The organism is Streptomyces sp. CHD11 (assembly GCF_018638295.1).
In the GTDB taxonomy this organism is placed as follows: domain Bacteria; phylum Actinomycetota; class Actinomycetes; order Streptomycetales; family Streptomycetaceae; genus Streptomyces.
Genome location: NZ_JABTTS010000035.1, coordinates 39,744 through 57,873, shown reverse-complemented (window position 1 = coordinate 57,873; position 18,130 = coordinate 39,744). Strand labels below are relative to the sequence as shown.

Genomic DNA, 18,130 nt, shown 5'->3' with positions numbered 1-18,130 from the left:
CAACGGGCCGGGTGAGGCGCGTGAGGCGGATCTCGGTGTCGCTTCCGGCAACGGCAAGGGGCAGATCTTCGTGAAGGGCGAGGTCATCAAGACGGTGCCCGAGTCGAAGATCGTGGAGACGCTGATCGAGGAGGCGATGAAGATCGCCGAGCAGATGGAGAAGGACGGCATCGCGTCGGGCGAGCCCCAGGTCGCGGTGTCCGGCTGACACGGAGTCCCGGACGCCGGGCGGCGCGGACCCGGCCCGTTTGCGGGCCTCCCCCCGGGGAATTCGCCGGGGAGCCCGGCCCGGGACCGGGGCGGCGACGCCCGGCGTCCGCGGGTACAGTGCGGACATCAGGCAGAACCCATTTGTGTGAGGCCCCCGCACTTGTTGACGCAGACCACTTCCCGGGTCCTCGAACCGAGCGACCTGGACGCCGCCCTCGCCGTACTCGACCGCGAGCCGGTCGCGAACGCCTTCGTGGCGGCCCGGGTCCAGGTCGCCGGCCTGGACCCGTGGCGCCTCGGCGGCGAGATGTGGGGCTGGTACGAGGGCGGCGTCCTGACGTCCCTGTGCTACGCCGGCGCCAACCTCGTACCCATCTGCGCCACCCCCCGTGCCGTCCGCGCCTTCGCCGACCGCGCCCGCCGGGCCGGCCGCCGCTGTTCCTCCATCGTCGGCCCGGCCGGCCCCACCGCGGCACTGTGGCGGCTGCTCGAACCCCAGTGGGGCCCGGCCCGCGAGGTCCGCACCCACCAGCCCCTCATGGTCACCGACCGGCTGCCCCACGACATCGCCCCCGACCCCGGCGTCCGCCGCGTCCGCAGGGACGAACTGGAGACGATCATGCCGGCGTGCGTGGCGATGTTCACCGAGGAGGTCGGCATCTCGCCCCTGGCCGGCGACGGCGGACTGCTCTACCAGGCCCGGGTCGCCGAACTCGTCGGGGCGGGCCGCTCCTTCGCCCGGTTCGACGCCGACGGCAAGGTCGTCTTCAAGGCCGAGATCGGCGCCGCCACCGACCGCGCCTGCCAGATCCAGGGCGTCTGGGTCGCCCCCGGACACCGGGGCCGGGGCGTCGCCGCCCCCGGCATGGCGGCCGTCCTTCGCTACGCCCTCGCCGACACGGCCCCCGTGGCGAGCCTCTACGTCAACGACTTCAACACCCCCGCGCGCAGGACCTACGAGAGGGTCGGCTTCCGGGAGGTCGGCGCCTTCACGAGCGTGCTGTTCTGACCGGCGCGCCCCTGTAGTCTCCCCGGCATGCTGCGCTTTCCCGGTCACGGCCGCTCCGAGTCCGACGACATCGTGATCGGCCCCCTCGACCTCCCCGCCCGCGTCGACGACGCCCTGTCGGTGCAGGCGCTGGCGTTCGGGCTCGGCCCCGACGAGGTGGCCGTCCGCCGGCAGATCGTGCTGCGCCACATGACCTTCCCCGGCGCCAGGGCCTTCGGCGCCACCGTCCACGACCACCTCGTCGGCTTCGTCTACGGCATGCCCAACGACCGCACCCACTGGTGGTCCACCGTCGTCGAGCCCTACCTGCGCGCCCGCGGCCACGGCGACTGGCTCGACGACTCCTTCGTCATCACCGAGCTGCACGTCCACCCCCGGCACCAGCAGCGCGGAATCGGCCGCGCACTGATCACCACGATCACCGAGGGAGCCGAGCAGCCCCGCTCGATCCTCTCCGCGATCGACGTCGAGAGCCCCGCCCGCCACCTGTACCGCTCCCTCGGCTACCAGGATCTCGCCCGGCAGGTCCACTTCCCCAGCGCCGCCCGGCCGTACGCCGTCATGGGCGCCCCGCTGCCCCTGCCGCGCGGATAACGGCCGGCGCGGAGCGCGTGTGCGCGGCGGCGGACAATCGATTTCCGCCGCCGCGTCCCGCCCGGCTAACCTCCTGTCATCACCCTCCCCCACTCCCGGCCGCGCGCGAGCGGGGGGACCCCCAGCAGCAGGAGTACGAGAACCATGGCGAACACACCGGTCCAGCGCATGTCCCAGTTGATGGCGAAGACGCTGCGCGACGACCCGGCGGACGCCGAGGTGCTCAGCCACAAACTGCTGGTCCGCGCGGGCTATGTACGCCGTACCGCCGCCGGTGTCTGGACGTGGCTGCCCCTCGGCAAGAAGGTCCTCTCCAACGTCGAGCGCGTCGTCCGCGAGGAGATGGACGCCATCGGCGCCCAGGAGGTCCTGCTCCCCGCCCTGCTGCCGCGTGAGCCCTACGACGCCACCGGCCGCTGGGACGAGTACGGCCCCGAGCTGTTCCGTCTCCAGGACCGCAAGGGTGGCGACTACCTTCTCGGCCCCACCCACGAGGAGATCTTCACGCTGATGGTGAAGGACCAGGCGTCCTCCTACAAGGACCTGCCGGTGATCCTCTACCAGATCCAGTCCAAGTTCCGCGACGAGGCCCGCCCCCGCGCCGGCATCCTGCGCGGCCGCGAGTTCCTGATGAAGGACTCGTACTCCTTCGACCTGGAGGACGAAGGCCTCGCCCGGTCCTACGCCCTGCACCGCGCGGCGTACCAGCGGATCTTCGAACGTCTCGGTCTCGACTACCGCATCTGCGCGGCCACCGCGGGCGCCATGGGCGGTTCCAAGTCCGAGGAGTTCCTCGCCCCGGCCGAAGCCGGCGAGGACACCTTCGCGGACTGCCCGAACTGCGACTTCGCCGCCAACACCGAGGCGATCGCCCACGAGCTGAAGCCGGTCGACGCCGCCGGCGTCCCGGCGGCCGAGGACATCCCCACGCCCGACACCCCCACCATCGAGACCCTCGCCGCCTCACTCGGCGTACCGGCCTCCGCCACGCTGAAGAACCTGCTGGTCAAGGTGGACGGCGAGATCGTCGCCGTGGGCGTGCCCGGTGACCGCGAGGTCGACATGGGCAAGGTCGAGGCACACTTCGCCCCCGCCGCGGTGGAGATGGTCACCGAGGCGGACTTCATCGCCCGCCCCGACCTGGTGCGCGGCTATGTCGGCCCGCAGGGCCTGGACAAGGTCACGTACCTCGCCGACCCGCGCGTCGCGCCCGGCACCGCCTGGATCACCGGCGCCAACAAGGCCGGCACGCACGCGAAGAACGTGGTCGCCGGCCGCGACTTCGAGGCCGACGCGTACGTGGACGTCGTGGTCGTGCGGGACGGCGACCCCTGCCCCCGGTGCGGCACGGGCCTGCGGCTGGACCGCGCCATCGAGATCGGCCACATCTTCCAGCTGGGCCGCAAGTACGCCGACGCCCTCAAGCTCGACGTCCTCGGCCAGAACGGCAAGCCGGTCCGCGTCACCATGGGCTCCTACGGCGTCGGCGTCTCCCGCGCGGTGGCCGCTCTCGCCGAGCAGACCGCCGACGACAAGGGTCTGTGCTGGCCCGCGGAGGTCGCCCCGGCCGATGTGCACGTGGTCGCCGCCGGCAAGGCGCTGCAGACGGAGCTGGCCCTGGACGTCTCGGAGAAGCTGTCCGCCGCGGGCCTCCGCGTCCTGGTCGACGACCGCCCCGGGGTCTCTCCGGGAGTGAAGTTCACCGACTCGGAGCTGATCGGCGTCCCGCAGATCCTGGTAGCGGGCCGTCGCTCCGCGGAGGGCGTCGTCGAACTCAAGGACCGGCGCACCGGCGAACGCGAGGAACTGACCGTGGAAGCGGCGGTGACCCGCCTGACCTCCTGATCCCCGGTCCCCGCCTGCCGTCCCGGCCCCCCGCCACCCGGGGGCGGCCGGGCCGGCAGGCGGCAGGCACCGCCCCGAACGGCGACGGCACCGTGGTGGCGGGCGGGTCTCACAGCCAGCCGGCGAACTCCAGCAGCAGTTCCGCGTCCCGCTCGCGCCCCACGCGCCGCGCCCGTACGCCTGACTCCACCGCGCGGAACAGCGTCCAGCCCCGCAGCCGGTCCCGGTCGACCTCCAGGGACTCCGCGAGCCGCTTCACCCGCCGCCGCGTCGTCGCCGCGCCGGAGGGCTGGGCGATGAGGTCCTCCACGCGGTCACGAACCAGCCGCGCCAGATCGAAGGCGTGCTCGCCGACCACCGGGTCCGGCCCCACCGCCAGCCACGGTGTGCGCTCCCCGGAGAGCACCTTGCTCTGCCGGAACGTCCCGTGCAGCAGTCGGTGCTCCGGTGGCTCCGCCAGCAACTCCTCGCGAGCCGTCAGGGCCGCCTCCACCAACGGGGCCACCTCCCGGTCGGCCGACGCGCTCGCCCGCATCGTCCGCGCCTGCCGCCCCGTCCGCTCGGCCACCGTCTCGAAGCCGTGCTGCTCCGGCGGATCCACCCAGAGCCTGCGCAGTGTCCCCGCCGCCTCCAGCAGCGCCTTCGCCTCCGGCAGCGTCCGCACCGACACATCGGGATGCAGCCGCTCCAGCAGCAGCACGCCCTCGGTCCCGGACGGCGACGAAGAGGAGGACGGCTCCTCCAGCAGCCGCACCGCTCCCCGCCCGTCCCAACGGAGCAGCGCGGCCCGCTCGCTCTCCGGGCGCGCCCGGCGCGGCGCCAGCTTCAGCACGGCGGGCCCGCCGCCGGCCGTACGCACCAGCACCACCAGGCTGCTGCGTCCGCCCGGAACCTGAACCCGCTCCACGGTCAACTCGCGCTGTGCCACGGCCTCGTGTGCCGCCCGAGGCAGCTTCTCCAGCCAGTCGTCGCCTTCGGGCGCCGTCTCACCGAGCGCCCTCACCAGACGCTGCGGCGGTTCGAAAACCATGCGCGAGTCGTTCCCTTCCTGCTGTTCGCGGTGTCTGCCGCCCCCGTCGCGTCACGCCGTCGGCGCCGGTGTCCCCGCAGCCGTACCGCCCCGCTCGGCGAGCCCAGGGAAGGCTACGCTCTCCCCGCTCCAGCGCACCGACCGCACCGCCGCCTCCCGCATCGCCTCGGCGGCCCCGCGGCGCCCCTCCCCGGTGCTCGCGCGCACCAGATCCGCGTAGACCCCGGCCAGCCGGTCCTCCAGCCGGGCCGCCAGCCGGACCGCCGCGCGCGCGTCCGGCACCGGGAACGGCAGCGCGTACCCCGCGGCGGCCGCGACGGGCGTGGCGCCCGCGTCCTTCACCGCGCGCACCAGTGCGTCCCTGCGCGCCCGGTGCGCGTCGTACGCCTTCCGTGCCTCGGTGCGCCGCTTCTCGCCGACCCGGCCGCCGACAACCCCGTAGCCGTACACCGCGGCGTGCTCGGCGGCCAGGGCCGCCTGAAGGGCGCGCAGCTCCTCGTCCTCCGTCTCGCGGCCTTGCGCCTCGCGTGCCTCGTTCACCGTCCGGCCTCCGTCAGCAGATACACATGTGCCGCACCGGCCGCCGCCACCGAGGCCAGCAGCCGGGCCAGTTCGCCCGGCGCGTCCAGCAGGGCCTTCGTACGCGCGTCGGCGATCCTCCGCTCGGCGGCGGCGAGTTCGGCGAGGGCGTCCTTCTGTCCGACCGGCACGGCGGCAGCCGGGGAAGGTACCGAAGGCGTCGCGCCGGACCCGGGCCCGGACAGCGACGGCGAGGGCGAGGGCGACGATGACGGCGACGCCTTCGCCGTGGCCCCGAAGGCCTCCGCGTGCCGGATCACCTCCGCCTGCAGCGGACGCAGCCGCTCCGTCAGCTTCGGGTGCGCGGCGAGGACCGCGTCGTACCGCGCGGCGAGGTCCTGGCTCTCGCGCGCCGCACGCGCGCGGGCCCGGTCGGCGGCCGAAGGACGGCTGCCGCCCGTGTCGGAGTCATCGGACTCGGCGGAACAACCCGCCACGAGCAGGGCCGCGGGCGCGGCGGCGAGCAGGCTCCTTCTGCGCGGCCCCGAACGGGCGCGCGGAGACGAGGGGAACGGCACGGCAGACGTCCTCGGGGGCTCGTACGAACGTGGCGACGGAGGGGAACAGGCAAACGGACCGCTGGCCCGTGATCACGGTACCCGTGCGCCCGCCCTCCGGCGGTCAGCGGCACCCTCCGTGACCGGGGTGGACGGCAACACCCCCCGCGACCGGATACCCTTTGACCCAGACACGCGCACCGTCCCACAACAGCACACGCGGCCGAGGAGTCACCCGGATGAGCAGCACCTTGAGCGAGAGGCTTCAAGACCTTCTGGAACCGCTCGTCAGCTCCCAGGGCCTGGATCTCGAAGAGATCGCCGTGGACTCGGTGGGCCGCAAGCGTGTGCTGCGTGTCACCGTCGACTCCGACACCGGTGCGGACCTCGACCGGATCGCCGATGTGAGCCGCGCGCTCTCGGCGAAGCTCGACGAGAGTGACGTGATGGGCAGCGCGGAGTACACCCTCGAGGTCGGGACCCCGGGCGCGGAGCGCCTCCTCACCGAGCACCGCCACTACGCGCGTGCCACCGGCCGCCTGGTGCGGTTCCAGCAGGCCGAGGGCGGCGAACTGGTCGCCCGGATCACCGCGGTCGACGACGACGGCCTCGACCTCGAGGTGCCCGGGGTCAAGGGCCGCAAGCCCACCGTGCGCAGACTCGCCTTCGACGACATCACCAGGGCCCGTGTCCAGGTCGAGTTCAACCGCAAGGACGACGCGGCCGGCCACACGAACGGCCACGACGGCCACGACGGCCACGACGGCCACAACGACGACAACGACGAGAAGGAAGAGGAGGCGTAATCGTGGACATCGACATGAGTGCTCTTCGGCTGTTGGTGCGGGAGAAGGAAATTTCTCTCGACCTGCTGGTCGAGGCGATCGAGTCGGCCCTCCTCATCGCCTACCACCGCACCGAGGGAAGCCGCCGGCGCGCGCGCGTGGAGCTCAGCCGGGAGACCGGGCATGTGACCGTGTGGGCGAAGGAGGACCCCGAGGACCTCGAGGAGGGCCAGGAGGCCCGCGAGTTCGACGACACCCCGTCCGACTTCGGCCGTATCGCCGCCTCCACGGCCAAGCAGGTCATCCTGCAGCGCCTGCGCGACGCCGAGGACGACGCGACGCTCGGCGAGTACGCCGGCCGCGAGGGCGACATCGTCACCGGAGTGGTCCAGCAGGGCCGCGACCCGAAGAACGTCCTGGTCGACATCGGCAGGCTGGAGGCCATCCTGCCCGTGCAGGAGCAGGTCCCCGGCGAGACCTACCCGCACGGCTTGCGGCTGCGGTCGTACGTCGTCCGGGTGGCCAAGGGTGTACGCGGCCCGTCCGTCACGCTGTCGCGCACACATCCCAATCTGGTGAAGAAGCTGTTCGCCCTGGAGGTGCCGGAGATCGCCGACGGCTCCGTGGAGATCTCCGCGATCGCCCGCGAGGCCGGTCACCGCACCAAGATCGCCGTCCGCTCCACCCGGTCCGGCCTGAACGCCAAGGGCGCTTGCATCGGCCCCATGGGCGGCCGGGTGCGCAATGTCATGGGCGAGCTGAACGGCGAGAAGATCGACATCGTCGACTGGTCGGACGACCCAGCCGAGATGGTGGCGAACGCGCTGTCGCCGGCCCGGGTCTCCAAGGTGGAGGTCGTCGACCTCGCAGCCCGGTCCGCCCGGGTCACCGTGCCGGACTACCAACTGTCCCTGGCGATCGGCAAGGAGGGGCAGAACGCCCGTCTGGCCGCCCGCCTGACCGGCTGGCGGATCGACATCCGGCCGGACACGGAACAGACCGGCGAAGAGGCCGGGGACCGCGCCAGGGGCCGGACCGGAGACCGGGCCGGAGACCGGGCCGGAGACCGGGCCGGGGAATAGATCCAGGCCGCGGTGCGCTGAGATCACGACAGCTTGGCCCGCGGCGCTGTTCGATTCTTTGCCCCAGCGGGGTGAGGTCGGTCGGGGGAGGTAGACTGAGGAGTGTCTGGCCGGACACGAGCTGGCGTATGCCCTGAGCGCACATGCGTGGGGTGCCGGGAGCGAGCGGTCAAGAGCGATCTGCTGCGGATCGTGGTGATCGAGGACGCGTGCGTCCCGGATCCTCGCGGTACGCTGCCCGGCCGGGGTGCGTATGTGCATCCCGTCCTGGTCTGTCTCGACCAGGCGGTGCGCCGCAGGGCGTTTCCGAGGGCGCTGCGCGTCACGGGACCGCTCGACGTAAAGGCGTTGCGCCACTACGTCGAGCAGGCACAAGGTTGCCGATCAGCGGCTGATACGTCCGCTGGACAGGCGACACGGTAAGAACTTGCCGTACGGAAACCGCCGTGCGGCCTGGTACCTCGCGAGTCGAAAGCAGGTCGAGATTGCGATGAGCACTCGATGAGTACGCGATGAGTACGCCCATGAACTAGCGACGGTCCGGACGCAACCCGGACCTCAGAGGAGCGAAGTGGCTAAGGTCCGGGTCTACGAACTCGCCAAGGAGTTCGGTGTGGAGAGCAAGGCCGTCATGGCCAAGCTCCAGGAACTCGGTGAGTTCGTCCGTTCGGCGTCTTCGACCATCGAAGCGCCCGTAGTACGCAAGCTGACAGACGCCTTCCAGCAGGGCGGGGGCAACGGCAGGTCCGCCGCGAAGCCCGGCGCCCCCCGCAAGGCGGCTCCGAGGCCCCCCGCGCCGTCTCCGGCGCAGGACGGCCCCTCCCAGGGCGTCAAGCCAGGGGGAGACCGTCCGGGTCCGGCGGCGCCGAAGCCGCCGTCAGCCCCCAAGCCCGCCGCGGCCCAGCCGCCGGCGGCCCCGTCGGCGCCCGCGTCGGCGACGCCCGGTTCGCGCCCGACGCCCGGCCCGCGGCCCGCGCCGCGTCCGGCTCCGGCGGCTCCGGAATTCCAGGCCCCGCCCGCGGCGGCGGCTCAGGCTCCGGCTCCGTCCGGTCCCAAGCCCGCCGGCGCGCGTCCCGGTGCGCCCAAGCCCGGCGGTCGTCCCGCCGGCCAGGGAGGTCAGGGCGGCCAGGGCCGCTCGTCCGGCCAGGGTCAGCGTCCCGGTGGCGGCGCCGCGCGTCCGGGCGGTCGCCCGGCCGGTCCGCGTCCCGGTAACAACCCCTTCACCTCCGGCGGCTCCACCGGCATGGCCCGTCCGCAGGCTCCGCGCCCGCAGGGCCAGCGTCCCGGCGGTCCCGGTGCCCCCGGTGCCGGTCCCCGTCCCCAGGCCCCCGGTGGCCAGGGCGGCGGTCCCCGTCCGCAGGCTCCGGGCGGGCAGCGCCCGACTCCGGGTGGGATGCCGCGTCCGCAGGGCGGTCCCCGTCCCGGCGGCGGCGGTCCCGGCGGTCCGCGTCCGAACCCCGGCATGATGCCGCAGCGTCCCGCTGCGGGTCCGCGTCCCGGCGGTGGCCCCGGTGGCCGCGGTCCGGGTGGCGCGGGTCGTCCCGGTGGCGGCGGCGGTGCCGGTCGTCCCGGTGGCGGTGGCGGTTTCGCGGGTCGTCCCGGTGGCGGCGGCGGTGCCGGTCGTCCCGGTGGCGGTGGCGGTTTCGCCGGTCGTCCCGGTGGCGGCGGCTTCGGTGGCGGCGGTGGCCGTCCCGGTTTCGGTGGCCGTCCCGGCGGTCCCGGCGGCCGTGGTGGCACGCAGGGCGCCTTCGGCCGTCCCGGCGGTCCCGCGCGTCGTGGCCGTAAGTCGAAGCGGCAGAGGCGCCAGGAGTACGAGGCCATGCAGGCCCCGTCGGTCGGCGGTGTGATGCTGCCCCGCGGCAACGGCGAAGCCATTCGCCTGTCGCGCGGTGCCTCGCTCACCGACTTCGCGGAGAAGATCAACGCCAACCCGGCGTCGCTCGTCGCGGTCATGATGAACCTCGGCGAGATGGTCACCGCGACCCAGTCCGTCTCCGACGAGACGCTCCAGCTCCTCGCGGGCGAGATGAACTACACCGTTCAGATCGTCAGCCCGGAGGAGGAGGACCGCGAGCTGCTCGAGTCCTTCGACCTGGAGTTCGGCGAGGACGAGGGGTCCGAGGAGGACCTGGTCGTCCGCCCGCCGGTGGTCACCGTCATGGGTCACGTCGACCACGGCAAGACCCGCCTCCTCGACGCCATCCGCAAGACGAACGTCATCGCGGGCGAGGCCGGCGGCATCACCCAGCACATCGGTGCCTACCAGGTCGCGACCGAGGTCAACGAGGAAGAGCGCAGGATCACCTTCATCGACACCCCGGGTCACGAGGCGTTCACCGCCATGCGTGCCCGTGGTGCGCGGTCGACGGACATCGCGATCCTGGTCGTCGCGGCCAACGACGGCGTCATGCCGCAGACGGTCGAGGCGCTCAACCACGCCAAGGCGGCCGAGGTCCCGATCGTCGTCGCGGTCAACAAGATCGACGTCGAGGGCGCCGACCCGACCAAGGTGCGCGGTCAGCTGACCGAGTACGGCCTGGTGGCCGAGGAGTTCGGCGGCGACACCATGTTCGTCGACATCTCCGCCAAGCAGGGTCTGCACATCGACAGCCTCCTGGAGGCCGTCGTCCTCACCGCGGACGCCTCGCTCGACCTGCGTGCCAACCCCACGCAGGACGCGCAGGGTATTTCGATCGAGTCCCGGCTCGACCGCGGCCGCGGTGCCGTGGCCACGGTCCTCGTCCAGCGAGGCACCCTGCGGGTCGGCGACACGATGGTGGTGGGCGACGCCTACGGCCGCGTGCGCGCCATGCTCGACGACAACGGCAACAATGTCGCCGAGGCGGGCCCGTCGACGCCGGTCCAGGTCCTGGGCCTGACCAACGTCCCGGGCGCGGGCGACAACTTCATCGTCGTCGACGAGGACCGTACGGCCCGTCAGATCGCCGAGAAGCGCGCCGCCCGTGAGCGCAACGCCGCGTTCGCCAAGCGCACGCGCCGCGTGTCGCTGGAGGACCTGGACAAGGTGCTCAAGGCCGGCGAGGTCCAGCAGCTGAACCTGATCATCAAGGGTGACGCGTCCGGATCGGTCGAGGCCCTCGAGTCCTCGCTGCTCCAGCTGGACGTCGGTGAAGAGGTCGACATCCGCGTCCTGCACCGCGGCGTCGGTGCGGTCACGGAGTCCGACATCGACCTGGCGATGGGCTCCGACGCCATCGTGATCGGCTTCAACGTGCGCGCCGCGGGGCGTGCCGCGCAGATGGCCGAGCGCGAGGGGGTGGACGTCCGGTACTACTCGGTCATCTACCAGGCGATCGAGGAGATCGAGGCGGCCCTCAAGGGCATGCTCAAGCCGGAGTACGAGGAGGTCGAGCTCGGTACGGCGGAGATCCGCGAGGTCTTCCGCTCCTCCAAGCTGGGCAACATCGCGGGTGTTCTCATCCGCTCCGGCGAGGTCAAGCGCAACACCAAGGCGCGCTTGCTCCGTGACGGCAAGGTCATCGCGGAGAGCCTCAACATCGTGGGCCTGCGTCGCTTCAAGGACGACGTCACCGAGATCCGCGAAGGCTTCGAGGGTGGTATCAACCTCGGAAACTTCAACGACATCAAGGTCGACGACGTCATCGCGACCTACGAGATGCGCGAGAAGCCGCGGGTGTAACACCCCACGGCGTACGCCGGCCGGCGGAACCCACCCGGGTTCCGCCGGCCGGCGCGTGTGTGCGCCGTGCCGGGCTCGCCGCGCGGTGACGCGGCGACGCGGCGACCGCGCACCGGAGTTCCGGCACGCGGTCACGTGAGCCGGGGCCGCGAGCGGGCCGGCGGAGCACAATATCCGTCGATCGCCACGCCCGCTTCGATGTACGGTTCTGATGTCCCTGCCCACCACGGATGGCGGGGCCATCGATCCCGTACCGGCGGGTGAACCGGTTGCACATGTATGTGGGGACACTGTCCTTCGACCTACTCCTCGGCGACGTACATTCGCTGAAGGAAAAGCGTTCCGTCGTCCGCCCGATCGTGGCCGAGCTCCAGCGCAGATACGCGGTGAGCGCGGCCGAGGTGGATCACATGGACCTCCATCGCAGGGCGGTCATCGGCCTGGCCATGGTGTCCGGCGACACGGGGCACCTGAGGGACGTACTGGACCGGTGCGAGCGGCTGGTCGCCGGGCGCCCCGAAGTGGAGCTGCTGTCCGTCAGGCGGCGCTTCCACGGTGAAGACGACGACTGACGACCACAGCCGCAGAGATGCGCAGACAGGAAAGAACGGGAGACGGACCAGTGGCCGACAACGCGCGGGCGAAAAGGCTGGCGGACCTCATCCGAGAGGTGGTGGCCCAGAAGCTGCAGCGCGGGATCAAGGACCCGCGGCTCGGCACACACGTCACCATCACGGACACCCGGGTCACGGGTGACCTCAGGGAGGCGACCGTCTTCTACACCGTGTACGGGGACGACGAGGAGAGGAAGGCGGCCGCGGCGGGCCTGGAGAGCGCCAAGGGCGTCCTGCGCTCCGAGGTGGGCCGTGCGGCGGGGGTGAAGTTCACGCCGAGCCTGACCTTCGTCATGGACGCGCTGCCGGACACCGCACGTGCCATCGAGGACCTCCTCGACAGGGCGCGTCAGTCCGACGCCGAGGTGCGCCAGGCGTCCGCGGGCGCCACGTACGCCGGCGAGGCCGACCCGTACCGCAAGCCGGAAGACGACGAGACGGACGACGCCGCCGAATGACGCAGAAGCACACCACGCCCGACGGCCTTGTCATCGTCGACAAGCCGTCGGGCTTCACTTCGCACGACGTGGTCGCCAAGATGCGCGGCATCGCGCGCACCCGCCGCGTCGGCCACGCCGGCACCCTCGACCCCATGGCGACGGGAGTCCTCGTCCTCGGCGTCGAGCGGGCCACCAAGCTCCTCGGACACCTGGCGCTGACCGAGAAGGAGTACGTCGGCACCGTCCGGCTCGGGCAGAACACGCTCACCGACGACGCCGAAGGGGAGATCACCTCCTCCGCCGACGTCTCCGGAATCTCCCGGGAGGCCGTCGACTCGGGTGTCGCCGAGCTGACCGGCGACATCATGCAGGTGCCGTCCAAGGTCAGCGCCATCAAGATCGACGGGGTGCGCTCCTACAAACGCGCCCGGGAGGGCGAGGAGTTCGAGATCCCCGCCCGTCCGGTCACCGTCTCGTCGTTCTCCGTGTACGACGTCAGGGAGGCAGTCGCCGACGACGGCACCCCGGTGCTCGACCTGGTGGTCTCGGTCGTCTGCTCCTCCGGCACCTACATCCGCGCCCTCGCCCGGGACCTGGGCGCGGGACTGGGCGTCGGCGGCCACCTCACGGCGCTGCGCCGCACCCGCGTGGGCCCGTACAGGCTGGACTCCGCCAAGACGCTGGACCAGCTCCAGCAGGACCTGACGGTGATGCCGGTCGCCGAGGCCGCCACCACCGCCTTCCCGCGCTGGGACGTCGACGAGCGGCGGGCCAGGCTGCTCACCCATGGGGTGCGGCTGGAGATGCCCGAGGAGTACGCCGGCTCCGGCGCCGTGGCCGTGTTCGGACCCGGCGGCCGGTTCCTGGCACTCGTCGAGGAACAGCGGGGGAAGGCCAGGAGTCTGGCCGTCTTCGGCTGACGGGCGGAGGCCCGCCCGCGTGCCCTTCGCGCGGGGAGGGGGGACCGCTGGGTCCCTCGGTCTCCGGCCCGCCCGTGGAGCGGCGTCACGGGGATGGACATGCCGCCGCTCCACGGTCCCCCTCGGTTCCCCCACCCCTACGGTCTATCCATCCAGGCCTGCCTGTTCACCCGTAAGTGCGGGCGCTCGGAGTGAAGCGGGGGAGCGGAAGGGGGCGCGTTCACCGACCGGCCTGTCCCGCTGATCATTTCGGCCCTAATGTCGCAGACCAGGGCACGCATGGTCGGCGGGAGGCTGGAGGATGCCGTCAGGAACCGGACCCCGCGAGGTGCGGGACGCCCCGGGCAGTCCCTCGGCATTCGCCGGGGCGAGTGGAAGCCCCGGGGCCACAGGGAGCACGGGGACGTCCAAGGCCGCGGGCGGCACCGGAGCCGCTGGGAACCCGGGCTGTGCACGGCCCCGGGAGGGCGTGGAACCGTCCGGTGACAGGGACCACCGGGGGCGCGCGGAGCCGCCCGGGCGCCCCCGGCCCTCATGGGTGTCCCCGGAGCAACGCGGCGACACGGGACTGCCCGGTCACGCCGGCCACTCCGCCGCCGGGGACCTGTGGGGCGCCGGCATCCGGGGTGTCCAGCGGGCCCCGGACCACTCGGATCCGCCGGGCTCCTCGGCTTCTCCGGCCCCGGGCTCGCCAGCTTCTCCGGCCCCGGGCCTGCCGGGCCGCTCGGATCCGCCGGGCCGCTCGAATCCTCCGGGGGTCTCTGATCCTTCCGGCCGCTCGCTCTCGTGTCCCCCCGGCCTTCCCGATGCCTCCGGGGGCGTGGGATCCCTCGGCAGCCTGTGCCCGAGTCCCCCCGATCTGCGGGACCTCGCTGCCCTCTCCCCGCTGCTCGCGCCGGACCACCCCGTCGACGACGGCCTGGTCCGCCTGTACGACCTCGCCGGCCGCCCGCGCGGGACCGGATTCGTGGCCGACCACCACGGCACGGTGATCACCAGCCATGAGGCGGTCGACGGCCTGCCCCGGCTCGTGCTGTACGCGGCCGGGAACAGCCACTGTGTGGTGACCGACGAAGCCGTCACCCCCTTGCCCGCGCTCGATCTCGCTCTCGTACGCACCGAAGGGCTCGGTGCGGTGCCCCTGCCGGTCTCCGCGCGGGAGCACGTCGAGAGCGGCACCTATGTGCGCATCGCCGCCGGGGGATGGCGTGAGGCGCGCGTCCTGGGCACAGCCGCCGTCACCTACACGGCCACCGACCGCCCGTACTCCGTCCCCCGTGCCCTGGAACTGGCCGTCGGCACCGCGGGCCGGGACGCACTGCGCCTCGGTGGCGGCGCCGCCGGCGGTCCGGTGCTCGATGCGGGCACCGGCGGGGTGATCGGCGTGCTCGGCACCGCCCTCCGCTCGGCCGACAGCGCGGTGGGGTTCGCCGTACCGCTCTCCCCGGCGGCTCCCGCCCTCGCCGGGCTGCTCACCGAGAACGCGGCGACGGTCCCCGCCTACGGCACCGGCCTCAACCTCGCCGCACTGGTGGAGCTCACGGCCACCTGCTCGGCGCTCGCGGCCACCCCGACGGGACCCGCGGGTGCTCCGGCGGGGTCCGAGGGGACGCCGGTGGGGCTTTCGGCCGGTGCGGCGGGTACAGCCGTCGGCGCGGCGGGACCCACGGGCGACGGGGCGGGGCCCACCGGCAGGCCGGCTGTCGTCCCGGGTGCCTCGACAGGGTCTCCGGTCGGCTCGGCGGGGGTGTCGGGCGGTGGCCGGGCGGGGCCTGCGGGCACCTCGGCGGGGGCCGCCGCTCCGGCCGGACGTGCGGGCGCCTCGGTGCGGTCTGCCACCGCCCCGACGGCACCGGCGGACACGGCCGCCACGGCGGACACGGCCGCCACGGCCGGGTCCACCGTCACCTCGACAGCGCCCGAGGGCACGTCGGCCGGACCTCCGGCCGCTGTCCGGAGACCGGGGCCCGGCCCGGACGGAGGAGCGAGGTCCGTGGTGGAGCCCGTCGACCGGCCCGCCGTCCTCGCGGAGTTCGCCGCGTTCGAGCGGGACGAGGCCGCTGTGCTGGGCCTCGTCGGACCGCCCGGCAGCGGCCGCACCACGGAACTCACGCGGCTCGCCGCCCGCCGCCACCGGGCCGGACGGCCCACCGTGCTGCTGCGCGGCGCCGATCTCCGAGCGGACGACCACTCGCTCGCGGACGCCGCACGCCGCGCCCTGGACCGGGCCGCCGCAGTCGTCGCCGCCTCCCGCACCCCGTTCCCGACCACCCCGGACGCCCTCGGCGACCTGAGCCCCGAGCGCGTCGCCCGGCTCGCCCGCACGGCGGGTCACCCCTTGCTGCTGCTTCTCGACGACCCCGAGGAGATGCCGCCCGGCCTCTTCCGCCGCCTTACCGAATGGACCACCGGCACCGCCCGATGGCTGCGGACGGCAGGCGCGCGGCTGGTGGTGGCATGCGGTGCGGAGTACTGGGAGGAGGCGAGGTTCCCGGAAGAGGTACTGCCCGCCGGCGGCCCCCGCCCCGACGGACTCCCCCCGTGCGTCCTGCTCGGCCACCTCACCCCCGAGGAGGCCCGCGAGGCACGTGCCCGTCACGGCATCCCGGAGGGCGTGTTGGCCGGTACCGACGCCCGCCACCCGGGGACCCTGCGGCTGCTCGCCGGGGTCCGGGCAGGCCTCGCCGACACCTCGCCCGGCACACCCGGCACCTCCGACGCCGATGTGCCCGTCGGCCGCGACGACGTGTTCTCGGCCCACCTGGACCTGTCGTGCCTGCGCGTCGCCACCCGCCTCGCCGCCGGGAACGGGCTGCGCGGTACCGCCGTACGCCGGCTGGCGGCGAAAGTGGCCGGGCGGGTGCACCAAGCCGCCCGTCAGGGCCTCGGCACCGGGCACGGCGGACTGGACGCCGAGGCGTTCGACGCCGTGTTCCCGGCCGGACCAGCCCCGGACCGGCCCGCCGGCGGCACCGGAACCGTCACCGGCTGGGCCGCGGCCGTACTCGCCGAGGGCCTCTTCGTCCCGGCCGGGAGCGGCTACCGCTTCGCCCACCAGACGCTCGCCCACTGGCTCCAGGGCAGCCACCTCGACGTGGACGGCGCCCTGCACGCCCTGGTCCACGACCATCGCCGTGACTCCGCCCCCGCCCCGCACCACCGTGCCGGCCCCGTCGTCGAGGCCCTGCTGCTCCTCGCACACCGGCACGGCACCGGCCGCCTCGCCTCACGCCTGGTGGACCTCACCCACGCCCTGGACGCCGACCCCGGCTCGTGGTGGGCCGCCCGCCTGCTCACGGGGACCCTCGCACGCGTACCCGACGCCACCCCGTACACGGACGTGCTGCGGCTGCTCACCGACCGGATCGTGGCGTGGCGGGAGCAGCGGCGGACGGTGCCGCCGGAACTCGGCCCCGCCTTCTGGACCGCGCTCCCGCTGCCGCTGGAGGCGCGGTGCGCCCTGCTGCGCCGGCTGGTCCACGCCGACGGCCCGCCGTGCGAGAGCGGCCCCCGCTTCCTGGACGCCGCCGCCCGCCTGCTCACCGCCGACCCCGTGGGCGTACTGCCGTACCTGGTGCGCTGGTTCGAGGACGAGCGGCCGCTGCCCGCCACTCCGCACGCCACCGTCGCCACGGCCGCGCAGGCGCTGCTGCACACCCACCGCCACGAGGCCCTGGACACGCTGACGGAGGCCCTCGCCGACCATCCGCACCGGCGCGCGGACCAACTGCTCACCGTACTGACGGAGGAGGAGCCGGCGGCGATGTGCCGGGCCGTCGACCGCTGGGCGCGGGACGAGCGTCCCGCACGCCGGGCCGCGGCGATCACCTACGGCCTGCGCACCGCTCCGTACGCGCGAGACCCGGCCGACCGCACCCTGCTGCGGTACGCGGCCCTCGCCGTACTCGTCCGCACCGCCGACCGCGAACTGCACGGAGGGGCGCTCGCCCTCCTCGTCCGCGACCCCGACAGCAGGGACCGGCACCTCGAGCGGGCCCTGGCCCGTTTCGCGGACGGCGACCCCCGCCTTCCGCCGAGCGCCCTGACCGACGCCCTCGACACCCACCCGGCACCCGTGCTCGACGCCTTCCGTACGAGGCTGGCCCGGGAGGCGGACCCGGCCGGCACCTTCCACGTCCTCGCCGACGCCACCACCCCCGCCCTCGCCCGGCCGGTCGCCGTACTCCTGCGGCAGGTCGCGGAACGGCGGCCCGAGCTGGCCGGGCACGTGGCCGCGTACGCCGACCGGCGGCTGGACCGGGACGGCCCCGCCGACCGTGCCGTACTCCGGACCCTGCTCACCGGCCTGCTGCAGGACGGCCCCCAACCGCTCCGGCTGGTTCTCGCCGGTGTGCTCGCCGCCCCCGGCACCCGGGCCTCCCGCCCGCTGCGCCGCGACCTGCTGGACGCCCTGCTCGCCCGCGAGTCGGACCCGGCCGTCATGGAGGCGGCCCTGCGCGGCGCCGCCCGGAGCACCGGTCCCGAGCTGCGCGTCCTCGTCCACCGCACCGGCCTGCTGCTCGCCCGCGCGCCGGACGGCGCCGGCCGTTTCGAGCGCTGCCTGACCGACCTGGGCCGGCACGTCCCGGGCTTCGCCGCCGCCGTGGCCGGCTGGCTCGCGGACGCCCCGCGCGCATGGGCCCCGCTGGTGAGCCCCGGCACCCGGCGGACGATCGAGGACCTGGCGGGCGTGGGCGCCCCCGTCTGACGGCGGCGGGCCCCGCACCCCCGGCACACGGAGGCCGCCGGCCGCGCGGAGGCGGAGACGGTGACGGGGCACCGACGCGATGCCGATGCGGGCCCCAGGCATGTGGCATGGCACCCTTAGAGCTGCGCAGAGAAGTCCGCGGACCCGGGTCCGTCC

15 protein-coding genes are annotated in these 18,130 nt (G+C 73.8%); 12 read left to right on the top strand and 3 right to left on the bottom strand.

Going from position 1 to position 18,130, the window contains the following annotated elements:
* The 4 genes from HTV45_RS29280 to HTV45_RS29265 all read left to right on the top strand — a co-directional run.
* Positions 1 to 208 (top strand): flavodoxin-dependent (E)-4-hydroxy-3-methylbut-2-enyl-diphosphate synthase (locus HTV45_RS29280; RefSeq protein WP_215208911.1); only part of this gene is annotated, 208 nt, incomplete at its 5' end.
* A gap of 162 nt (positions 209 to 370) precedes the next feature.
* Entirely contained in the window at positions 371 to 1,219 is an 849-nt protein-coding gene (locus HTV45_RS29275) for a GNAT family N-acetyltransferase (protein WP_215208910.1), read from the top strand.
* A 27-nt stretch (positions 1,220 to 1,246) separates the two neighbouring features.
* Positions 1,247 to 1,813, top strand: a complete 567-nt coding sequence (locus HTV45_RS29270; protein ID WP_215208909.1) for a GNAT family N-acetyltransferase — start codon at positions 1,247 to 1,249, stop codon at positions 1,811 to 1,813.
* Positions 1,814 to 1,957: 144 nt separating this feature from the next.
* The gene (locus HTV45_RS29265) at positions 1,958 to 3,658 is read left to right on the top strand and encodes a proline--tRNA ligase (RefSeq protein WP_215208908.1); all 1,701 of its coding nucleotides are present in this window, start codon (positions 1,958 to 1,960) and stop codon (positions 3,656 to 3,658) included.
* Between the two features lie 109 nt (positions 3,659 to 3,767).
* Here the strand turns inward: HTV45_RS29265 and HTV45_RS29260 are convergent, their stop codons facing one another.
* Genes HTV45_RS29260 through HTV45_RS29250 form a run of 3 tightly spaced genes read right to left on the bottom strand, consistent with a single transcriptional unit; the run spans position 3,768 to position 5,785 of the window.
* On the bottom strand, positions 3,768 to 4,688 hold the full coding sequence (locus tag HTV45_RS29260; protein ID WP_215208907.1) for an aminoglycoside phosphotransferase family protein: 921 nt from the start codon (positions 4,686 to 4,688) through the stop codon (positions 3,768 to 3,770).
* A 51-nt stretch (positions 4,689 to 4,739) separates the two neighbouring features.
* A complete protein-coding gene (locus HTV45_RS29255) occupies positions 4,740 to 5,228 on the bottom strand; it encodes a DUF4439 domain-containing protein (protein WP_215208906.1) in 489 nt (162 codons plus the stop codon).
* Positions 5,225 to 5,785, bottom strand: coding sequence for a hypothetical protein (locus tag HTV45_RS29250; protein ID WP_215208905.1), 561 nt, complete (start codon positions 5,783 to 5,785; stop codon positions 5,225 to 5,227). Before HTV45_RS29250 ends, HTV45_RS29255 begins: the two co-directional genes overlap by 4 nt.
* 218 nt (positions 5,786 to 6,003) lie before the next feature.
* Here HTV45_RS29250 and rimP point away from each other — a divergent pair, with 218 nt between their 5' ends.
* The 8 genes from rimP (at position 6,004) to HTV45_RS29210 (ending at position 17,974) form a co-directional block, all read left to right on the top strand.
* Positions 6,004 to 6,570, top strand: a complete 567-nt coding sequence (rimP, locus tag HTV45_RS29245) for a ribosome maturation factor RimP (RefSeq protein ID WP_215208904.1) — start codon at positions 6,004 to 6,006, stop codon at positions 6,568 to 6,570.
* Between the two features lie 2 nt (positions 6,571 to 6,572).
* Positions 6,573 to 7,631 (top strand): transcription termination factor NusA, encoded by a 1,059-nt coding sequence (gene nusA, locus HTV45_RS29240; protein WP_215208903.1) that lies wholly within the window; start codon positions 6,573 to 6,575, stop codon positions 7,629 to 7,631.
* Positions 7,632 to 7,733: 102 nt separating this feature from the next.
* Entirely contained in the window at positions 7,734 to 8,054 is a 321-nt protein-coding gene (locus tag HTV45_RS29235) for a YlxR family protein (protein WP_215208902.1), read from the top strand.
* 148 nt (positions 8,055 to 8,202) lie between these two features.
* Complete coding sequence (gene infB, locus HTV45_RS35090; RefSeq protein WP_215208901.1) at positions 8,203 to 11,292, top strand: translation initiation factor IF-2; 3,090 nt, start codon at positions 8,203 to 8,205, stop codon at positions 11,290 to 11,292.
* A 275-nt stretch (positions 11,293 to 11,567) separates the two neighbouring features.
* The gene (locus tag HTV45_RS29225; RefSeq protein WP_215208900.1) at positions 11,568 to 11,864 is read left to right on the top strand and encodes a DUF503 domain-containing protein; all 297 of its coding nucleotides are present in this window, start codon (positions 11,568 to 11,570) and stop codon (positions 11,862 to 11,864) included.
* Positions 11,865 to 11,914: 50 nt separating this feature from the next.
* On the top strand, positions 11,915 to 12,364 hold the full coding sequence (gene rbfA / locus HTV45_RS29220) for a 30S ribosome-binding factor RbfA (RefSeq protein WP_215208899.1): 450 nt from the start codon (positions 11,915 to 11,917) through the stop codon (positions 12,362 to 12,364).
* Positions 12,361 to 13,266, top strand: coding sequence for a tRNA pseudouridine(55) synthase TruB (truB, locus tag HTV45_RS29215; protein WP_215208898.1), 906 nt, complete (start codon positions 12,361 to 12,363; stop codon positions 13,264 to 13,266). The genes rbfA and truB overlap by 4 nt, the downstream gene beginning before the upstream one ends.
* 820 nt (positions 13,267 to 14,086) lie before the next feature.
* Positions 14,087 to 17,974, top strand: a complete 3,888-nt coding sequence (locus HTV45_RS29210; RefSeq protein WP_215208897.1) for a serine protease — start codon at positions 14,087 to 14,089, stop codon at positions 17,972 to 17,974.
* Positions 17,975 to 18,130 lie beyond the last annotated feature (156 nt).

Bases quoted from the DNA above. Each gene is read 5' to 3' on its own strand.
- rimP (WP_215208904.1), top strand. From the start codon at position 6,004: ATGAGCAGCACCTTGAGCGAGAGGCTTCAAGACCTTCTGGAACCGCTC.
- HTV45_RS29265 (WP_215208908.1), top strand. From the start codon at position 1,958: ATGGCGAACACACCGGTCCAGCGCATGTCCCAGTTGATGGCGAAGACG.
- HTV45_RS29270 (WP_215208909.1), top strand. From the start codon at position 1,247: ATGCTGCGCTTTCCCGGTCACGGCCGCTCCGAGTCCGACGACATCGTG.
- truB (WP_215208898.1), top strand. From the start codon at position 12,361: ATGACGCAGAAGCACACCACGCCCGACGGCCTTGTCATCGTCGACAAG.
- HTV45_RS29260 (WP_215208907.1), bottom strand. From the start codon at position 4,688: ATGGTTTTCGAACCGCCGCAGCGTCTGGTGAGGGCGCTCGGTGAGACG.
- HTV45_RS29225 (WP_215208900.1), top strand. From the start codon at position 11,568: ATGTATGTGGGGACACTGTCCTTCGACCTACTCCTCGGCGACGTACAT.